Source organism: Ruegeria sp. HKCCD6157 (assembly GCF_013110685.1).
In the GTDB taxonomy this organism is placed as follows: domain Bacteria; phylum Pseudomonadota; class Alphaproteobacteria; order Rhodobacterales; family Rhodobacteraceae; genus Ruegeria.
The window spans coordinates 53,718-60,105 of record NZ_WVRB01000011.1 but is presented as its reverse complement, the minus strand read 5'-3'; the positions used below and the strand labels follow the sequence as shown (position 1 = coordinate 60,105).

Genomic DNA, 6,388 nt, shown 5'->3' with positions numbered 1-6,388 from the left:
GGAACAAGTCCGAGATCGGCATCATCGCGGATCCAATGATCCCGAACGCATGCTCAATCCCGTGCATCTGCAAAACCTTAACAAACGCCTCTTCCGTCGTCATCTTCATCTGAGTGCTCTCCAACCAAGAGTGAGTGAAACCGGGCACTGTGCCCGGCGTTTGATATGGTTTTGGCGCAAGGGTGCGACCTGCGTTAGGGCCAAAACGAAAGCCGGATTAGGTCCAGATGAGGCTCAAACGGCCCGAATTGCGTCTGCGATCAGTTTCACGCCGGGCGCGATGCGGTCTGTTGGAATTGAGGAATAGCCCAAGCGGTAGAAATTCTGTGGCCTGTCGGGCCCCGAGAAGAACGGTGCGCCCGGCTCAATGTGAACACTCTGGTTTTGCAGCCTTAATGCCAGTTGAGTTGTGTCGATGTGCTCAGGGGCTGACATCCACATTGAAGAGCCGCCAATCACACCCCGTCCAGCCACGGTCAGCCCACTTTCTGTGATGGCTTCGTCCATCGCGTCGCGCCGTTCTTGCAAAGCTTTCGACATACGCCGAATTTGCGCGTCGTAATGGCCCAACGACAGGAAATACGCCGCCGTGCGCTGAATGTGGCCTGGCGGGTGGCGCAGAACCAACGAGCGCAGCGCGCGTGCCTCGCGGATAAAGGGCTCTGAGCCGACCATGTATCCAAGTCGCAATCCTGGAAACAGCGACTTGGAAAAACTGCCGACATAGATCACGCGCCCATCCCGATCCATGGATTTCAGCGCCGGCGAAGGGGCGCCTCGGAAGGCCATTTCAAACTCATAGTCATCCTCGACGACCATCGCATCCAGATCGCGTGCTCGGTCCAGCAATTGGTTGCGGCGGTCGATCGGCATGGTCGCGGTTGTCGGGCTTTGATGGCTGGGGGTGGTAAAGATGACGTCCGCTTCGTCGGGAATCGCCTCGGGAGGCAGCCCGTCCCGGTCCACGCTCAAGGGCGTGACCGCGCAATCCCAATGGTTCAGAAGGCTTCGCAGTGCATAGTAACATGGGTCTTCTATGACGGCCGTGCGATTGTGCGTCAGCAAGATGCGCGATGCCAGCCAGAGCGCGTTCTGCGCGCCCAGAGTGATCAAGATCTCTTCGGGGCGGGCCGCGATGCCACGTCGAGGTAGAGTGTGACGGGCAATAAATTCGATCAACAACGGATCATCTTGATCCACGTAATCTCCGGTTAGCGAATCGAAATCCTTGTGTCCCAACGCGCGGACGGCGCATAACCTCCAGTTGGCGTGGTCAAACAAGGTTCGGTCAGCCTGCCCGTAGATGAACGGATAACGGTACTCTCGCCAGTCGCTGGGTTTTGGCAGAACGTCACTGTCCAGAAAGCGGCGCGCCAGCGCCTTGTCCCAGTCAACGGATTCGGTGCCGCGCTGGACAGGCGAATACTTGGGGGGGACAGGTGCGTTTTGCGAAACGTAATACCCGGACCGCCCCTTGGCCGTCAGGTAGTCATTGGCCAAAAGTTCGGTGTAGGCCAACGTCACCGTTATTCGGCTGACACCCAGATGCGCGGCCAGTTTGCGTGACGAAGGGAGTTTTTCTCCGACGTGAAAGCGACCGGACAAGATGCCTTCGGCAATCATCTGCTGGATCTGGGCCTGCAATGTGCCCTGACCATTGAGCTCAAGAAAGAATGTATCGACCGAAATCCCCATGCCTGCTTATAGGGTGGACTTAAGGTCGGGGCAATCTGGACTTACATCGCAGTCACGAAATTTTGTCGGCGGGGTTGACCGGCGAGTTCCTTCGGACTAAATAACTAGAAAACTAGTTTAATGGAGATAGTGGATGTGGGAAGCTGCTGCGGCCGGATTTTCTGCCATGGGCTCTGAAGCTCGGCTGAAAGTCCTCAAGACGCTGGTCCGGGCTGGCAAAGCCGGATTGACCGTTGGCGAGATACAGGACCGGACAGGGATTGCCCCGTCGACCCTGGCCCATCACCTGCGGTTTCTTGCAGCCGGTGGTGTGGTCGAACAGGAAAAGGTCGGTCGAACCACGATCAACCGCGCCAATTACGACGAATTGAGAAATCTGGCGCAATTCATTCTCAGCGAGTGCTGTGCTGACGAAGTTGGAAAGGCTGCGAACGATGGCTGAATTGACACAGAACCCGCGCATGACTGCCAAAGTGGCGCTGGACCTGATCAAGACACCCTGGACGCTGATCGTCGTCATTCTGGCGGCGGTGGCAATTCTGGATCCCGGAAACTTGCCCGAGGTGGTGACATTTGCAGCCAAGGCTCTGGCGCATACAGGGCAGTATATTCTGTTTGCAGTGCTTCTGCTGTCTTACCTCAAGGCGACCGGCGCAGAGGTGATGGTGGCGCGTGCCTTTGAGGGGCGCGAAACCCGGATGATCTTTCTGGCTGCCTTGTTCGGTGGTCTTGCACCGTTCTGTTCTTGCGAGGTTATCCCCTTCATTGCGGGTCTTCTGGCCCTTGGTGCTCCTTTGTCCGCAGTCATGGCGTTCTGGCTCAGCTCACCCTTGATCGATCCGCCGACGCTTTTGATTACCGCCGGTGCGCTGGGATGGCCCTTTGCCATCGGCAAGGCTGTTGCGGCTGTTGCGCTTGGCCTGTTCGGTGGGTTCGCGGTTCGGTTGCTGATGCGCAACGGCGCGTTTGCCCAGCCCTTGCGCGAATACAAGCCCGCCGGGTGCTGCGGATGTGGTCCGAAAACGGATGACAAACCGGTCTGGAAATTCTGGCAGGAGCCCGAGCGTCGCGCCCGGTTCCGTTCGGAATTCGTGCACAACGGTCTGTTCCTGTTGAAATGGCTTGCGCTGGCTTATGTGCTGGAGGCGCTTTTGGTCAACTATGTCCCCGCCGACCTGATCGCAGGCTTGGTTGGCGGAGAAGGCGTGCTGCCGATCGTCGTTGCTGCGCTGGTGGGTATGCCAGCATACCTGAACTCCTACGTAGCGCCGCCTTTGCTGGCAGGGTTGATGGAGCAAGGTATGACAGCGGGTGCGGCCATGTCGTTCATGGTTGCCGGTGCCGTCAGTTCCATCCCGGCGATGGCTGCAGTCTGGTCATTGGTCAAACCACGTGTCTTTGCAACCTATCTGACCTTGGGGGTCGGTGGCGCAATCGTGGCTGGTATCATCTTTCAATTGGTATGAACGCAAAAACCGCCCGGTGTCACATCGGGCGGCTTTTATCCGTTCGGTTCCGTCGATCAACTACCGTCGCACAGACGTGGCAGTTTGAACCGGTATCGGGCTTCTCCGCTTTCAACGTAAACGCGTTTTTCGACACAGGCCGTCGTGCCCACTGTCTGCGAAACCTGCGCATCTGTAGACGTAATCGATGTGGCGGACCCATCCGGCAAGCGGACCGATGCCACGACGCCGTTTTTCAGATCTCCGTTCACCGGAGTTGCAGACAGAACCGGGACGATCAGAAATGCCTCATGCTCGTGTTCGCCTTCATCCCCCAGCAGAAACAATGTCGTGACGATGGCAATCATGACAACGCCGCCGGCCAGACCAAGCCCCCACGTTTTCAGAAAGGCATAAATCGTGACGGCGCGGTGCGGGCCAAATACCGCAGATAGAACGTTCAGCATGGCAAGTCCGTGAAAAAAGCCCCAGCCGTCATGGCCGAGGCTGTTTGCGCGTTACGGGCGAAGATCGTCTTCGTCTTCGTCATCCGCCCCACCCTTGGGCAGGTTGAAAAAGCTGTCTGCGTCGATGATCGGCTCGTCTTCTTTCTCTTCCGATGGCTCGTCGGACAGCGAGAAGGTTTCCAGACCTTCAATTGCGGTCGGGATTTTCGGCGCTGCGTCCATTTCCAGCGACTGCTCGGTCGAGACCAGCTTGCGACGCTCGTCATCGCTCATCACGCCGCCTTCAGCTGCTTTCTTGGCCGCCGCTTTCTGCACGGCGGTGTCCAGTTCAGACTGTTTGCACAGACCCAGAGCAACAGGATCAATCGGCTGCATGTTGGTGATGTTCCAGTGCGTGCGTTCGCGGATCGACTGGATGGTGGGTTTGGTGGTGCCGACCAGCTTGGCAATCTGGCCGTCGCTGAGTTCCGGGTGGAACTTGACCAGCCACAGGATCGAGTTCGGACGGTCCTGACGTTTCGAAAGCGGCGTGTAACGCGGGCCACGGCGCTTTTCCTCGCCGGCGGCCGATGGGTTGAACTTGAGCTTCAGCTTGTGAAGCGGGTTGTTCTGTGCCGCGTCGATTTCTTCCTGGGTCAGCTGGTTGTTGGCGATCGGGTCAAAGCCCTTGACGCCGGCGGCGACGTCACCATCAGCGATACCCTGCACTTCCAACTCGTGCATTCCTACGAAATCCGCGATCTGCTTGAAGCTGATCGTGGTGTTGTCCACCAGCCATACGGCGGTTGCCTTGGCCATAAGCGGTTTTGCCATCAGCCCGTCTCCTATACATACATCTGTCCCGTCGCCGGAATTCGGCGGCCCCTTGGTTTAGGGGCAGGTTTCCGTTGTCGGGGAACTTGGCCCGTATATAGTCGCGCAAAGGCAAGAAGGGAAGAGGCGAATGCGCCAAGGGATTACGGGGCTGGTTTTGTGGGTCTTGAGCGCGGTCGCTGCGCTGGCCGAGGGCGAAAAGGCGGGCGAGTTCGATTACTACGTGCTGTCGCTCAGCTGGTCGCCCAACTGGTGCGCCCGCGAAGGTGACGCGCGCGGCTCGGATCAATGTGACGATCGGCATGATCACGGCTGGATACTGCACGGGTTATGGCCACAGTTCCATCAGGGCTGGCCGTCCTACTGCCGTACCCCCGAAAGCCCACCTTCGCGACGCATGACGCAGGAAATGGAGGATATTCAGGGCAGCTCCGGCCTTGCGTGGCATCAATGGAAGAAACACGGCACATGCTCGGGATTGTCGGCATCCGACTACTTTGCCTTGTCCCGGCGGGCTTATGAAGCGGTCAAGCGCCCTGAGGTGCTCCGCAAGCTGGATTCATCCGTCAGACTGCCGGCTTCGGTGGTCGAGGAGGCATTCCTGAAGGCCAACCCTGAGTTGGAGCGCGACATGATCACGATCACCTGCAAACAGGGCTATATCGAAGAAGTCCGCCTGTGCCTGTCCCGCGGTCTTGATCCCGTACCCTGTGGCCGCGACGTGATCCGCGACTGCACCGCCAAGGACGCCCTGTTCGATCCGATTCGTTAGAGCTTTTTGTTCTGGCAGTCCCGCGCATAGTCCAGCGCCTTGGCGGTGCCTTTCAGATCGATGGCCATCACCACTTCACCTGCCGGATTGTAGACGGTCATCGTTTTGTTCTGAGCGATGGCGTTCACAAAGCTCCGGTCGGTGAAAAACACGGTTGCGCCCGGCACGTCGCGTTCGTTGAACCCGATGGCCGTCGCATCATAGCTTTTGCCGTCCAGATCAAAGCGGATCGGATAACTCTCACCCTGTTTAATGTCGCCCCATGCCTTGTTGTACACGGCGAAATACCCACGATTGCCCAACGCATCATAGCCCAGCCGCACCACCGAGAGATCCTGATACACTGTCTGGATCAGGCACCCGTTGCCAAGCGCTGGGTCCATCATGATGTTCCAACCTTCGACAAAGCCCTTGTCCACAAGGTCCTGCGACAGGGCGGCGGTTGCAGTGAACGTGGCGAAGGCGAGGGCGAGAAGGCGGGCCATAACGTATTCCAATCAAAGGGATCAAGTCCGAGGCATTCTACTACGCGCGCACGGAAGGCAAAGCCCCTTTTGCTTTGTAGCGAGTATTTTGTCTCCGGGTCATGACCCGTGCGGCGGGGTGAACCCTGCTATGAAGGCTTGGGAAGCAACTTGAAAACGAATCGCTGTCCAATAGTTTTACGTCTTAGCAGATTAAGGAGCCTTCTATGTCTCAGTTTCCAAGGACTTTTTCACATATCGGGTTGTCTGTTCCCAACGTGGACGAAGCCGTGAAGTTCTATTCCGAGGTCTTGGGTTTTTACGTCATCATGCCGCCCACGGACGTGGTCGAAGATGACTCGGATATTGGCGTTATGTGCACGGATGTTTTTGGCCCGGACTGGAGGAAACTGCGTATCGCGCATCTCGCGACAGCGGACAGGATTGGAATTGAACTCTTCGAGTTTGACGGGAATTACGCGCCTGAAAACAACATCGATTTCCGCAGAAATGGTACGTTTCACTTTTGCATTCAGGACCCTGACGTCGAAGGTCTGGTCGAAAAGATTGTGCAGGCTGGTGGAAAACAGAGGATGCCGATACGGCACTACTATCCCGGAGAAAAGCCTTACCGAATGGTCTATGTTGAAGACCCCTTTGGTATCGTATTCGAAATCTACAGCCACTCGTATGAGCTGACCTACTCGTCTGGCGCATATACCTGAAGCCCGT

8 protein-coding genes are annotated in these 6,388 nt (G+C 57.4%); 4 read left to right on the top strand and 4 right to left on the bottom strand.

The annotated features are described in order from the left end of the window. Nucleotides 1-234: 234 nt before the first annotated feature. Entirely contained in the window at nucleotides 235-1,695 is a 1,461-nt protein-coding gene (locus tag GS612_RS19875) for a PLP-dependent aminotransferase family protein (protein WP_171642648.1), read from the bottom strand. Nucleotides 1,696-1,828: 133 nt separating this feature from the next. Between GS612_RS19875 and GS612_RS19870 the strand changes: the two genes are divergently transcribed. Next, complete coding sequence (locus GS612_RS19870) at nucleotides 1,829-2,137, top strand: helix-turn-helix transcriptional regulator (RefSeq protein ID WP_171207031.1); 309 nt, start codon at nucleotides 1,829-1,831, stop codon at nucleotides 2,135-2,137. Continuing rightward, a complete protein-coding gene (locus GS612_RS19865) occupies nucleotides 2,130-3,161 on the top strand; it encodes a permease (RefSeq protein WP_171642646.1) in 1,032 nt (343 codons plus the stop codon). The genes GS612_RS19870 and GS612_RS19865 overlap by 8 nt, the downstream gene beginning before the upstream one ends. A gap of 56 nt (nucleotides 3,162-3,217) precedes the next feature. Here GS612_RS19865 and GS612_RS19860 read toward each other — a convergent pair whose 3' ends face one another. Together GS612_RS19860 and GS612_RS19855 are read right to left on the bottom strand one after the other, a co-directional pair. Next, nucleotides 3,218-3,607: a hypothetical protein gene (locus GS612_RS19860; RefSeq protein ID WP_171642645.1), complete on the bottom strand. Its 390-nt coding sequence runs from the start codon at nucleotides 3,605-3,607 to the stop codon at nucleotides 3,218-3,220. A gap of 51 nt (nucleotides 3,608-3,658) precedes the next feature. Further along, nucleotides 3,659-4,420 carry a DUF1013 domain-containing protein gene (locus GS612_RS19855; RefSeq protein ID WP_171119869.1) on the bottom strand — a complete coding sequence of 254 codons (762 nt, stop codon included), beginning with the start codon at nucleotides 4,418-4,420 and terminating at the stop codon, nucleotides 3,659-3,661. Nucleotides 4,421-4,550: 130 nt separating this feature from the next. Between GS612_RS19855 and GS612_RS19850 the strand changes: the two genes are divergently transcribed. Next, the gene (locus GS612_RS19850) at nucleotides 4,551-5,192 is read left to right on the top strand and encodes a ribonuclease T2 (protein WP_171642643.1); all 642 of its coding nucleotides are present in this window, start codon (nucleotides 4,551-4,553) and stop codon (nucleotides 5,190-5,192) included. On the opposite strand, the gene GS612_RS19845 is transcribed toward GS612_RS19850, so the two are convergent. Next, nucleotides 5,189-5,677 carry a hypothetical protein gene (locus GS612_RS19845; RefSeq protein WP_152459209.1) on the bottom strand — a complete coding sequence of 163 codons (489 nt, stop codon included), beginning with the start codon at nucleotides 5,675-5,677 and terminating at the stop codon, nucleotides 5,189-5,191. The two genes, GS612_RS19850 and GS612_RS19845, sit on opposite strands and share 4 nt — an antisense overlap. 206 nt (nucleotides 5,678-5,883) lie before the next feature. On the opposite strand from GS612_RS19845, the gene GS612_RS19840 reads away from it, so the two are divergent. Then, nucleotides 5,884-6,381, top strand: coding sequence for a lactoylglutathione lyase family protein (locus GS612_RS19840; protein ID WP_171642641.1), 498 nt, complete (start codon nucleotides 5,884-5,886; stop codon nucleotides 6,379-6,381). Nucleotides 6,382-6,388: the final 7 nt, after the last annotated feature.

Excerpts from the sequence above, each read along its gene's own strand:
- GS612_RS19875 (WP_171642648.1), bottom strand. The coding sequence starts at position 1,695 with ATGGGGATTTCGGTCGATACATTCTTTCTTGAGCTCAATGGTCAGGGC.
- GS612_RS19870 (WP_171207031.1), top strand. The coding sequence starts at position 1,829 with ATGTGGGAAGCTGCTGCGGCCGGATTTTCTGCCATGGGCTCTGAAGCT.
- GS612_RS19865 (WP_171642646.1), top strand. The coding sequence starts at position 2,130 with ATGGCTGAATTGACACAGAACCCGCGCATGACTGCCAAAGTGGCGCTG.
- GS612_RS19860 (WP_171642645.1), bottom strand. The coding sequence starts at position 3,607 with ATGCTGAACGTTCTATCTGCGGTATTTGGCCCGCACCGCGCCGTCACG.
- GS612_RS19855 (WP_171119869.1), bottom strand. The coding sequence starts at position 4,420 with ATGGCAAAACCGCTTATGGCCAAGGCAACCGCCGTATGGCTGGTGGAC.
- GS612_RS19850 (WP_171642643.1), top strand. The coding sequence starts at position 4,551 with ATGCGCCAAGGGATTACGGGGCTGGTTTTGTGGGTCTTGAGCGCGGTC.
- GS612_RS19845 (WP_152459209.1), bottom strand. The coding sequence starts at position 5,677 with ATGGCCCGCCTTCTCGCCCTCGCCTTCGCCACGTTCACTGCAACCGCC.
- GS612_RS19840 (WP_171642641.1), top strand. The coding sequence starts at position 5,884 with ATGTCTCAGTTTCCAAGGACTTTTTCACATATCGGGTTGTCTGTTCCC.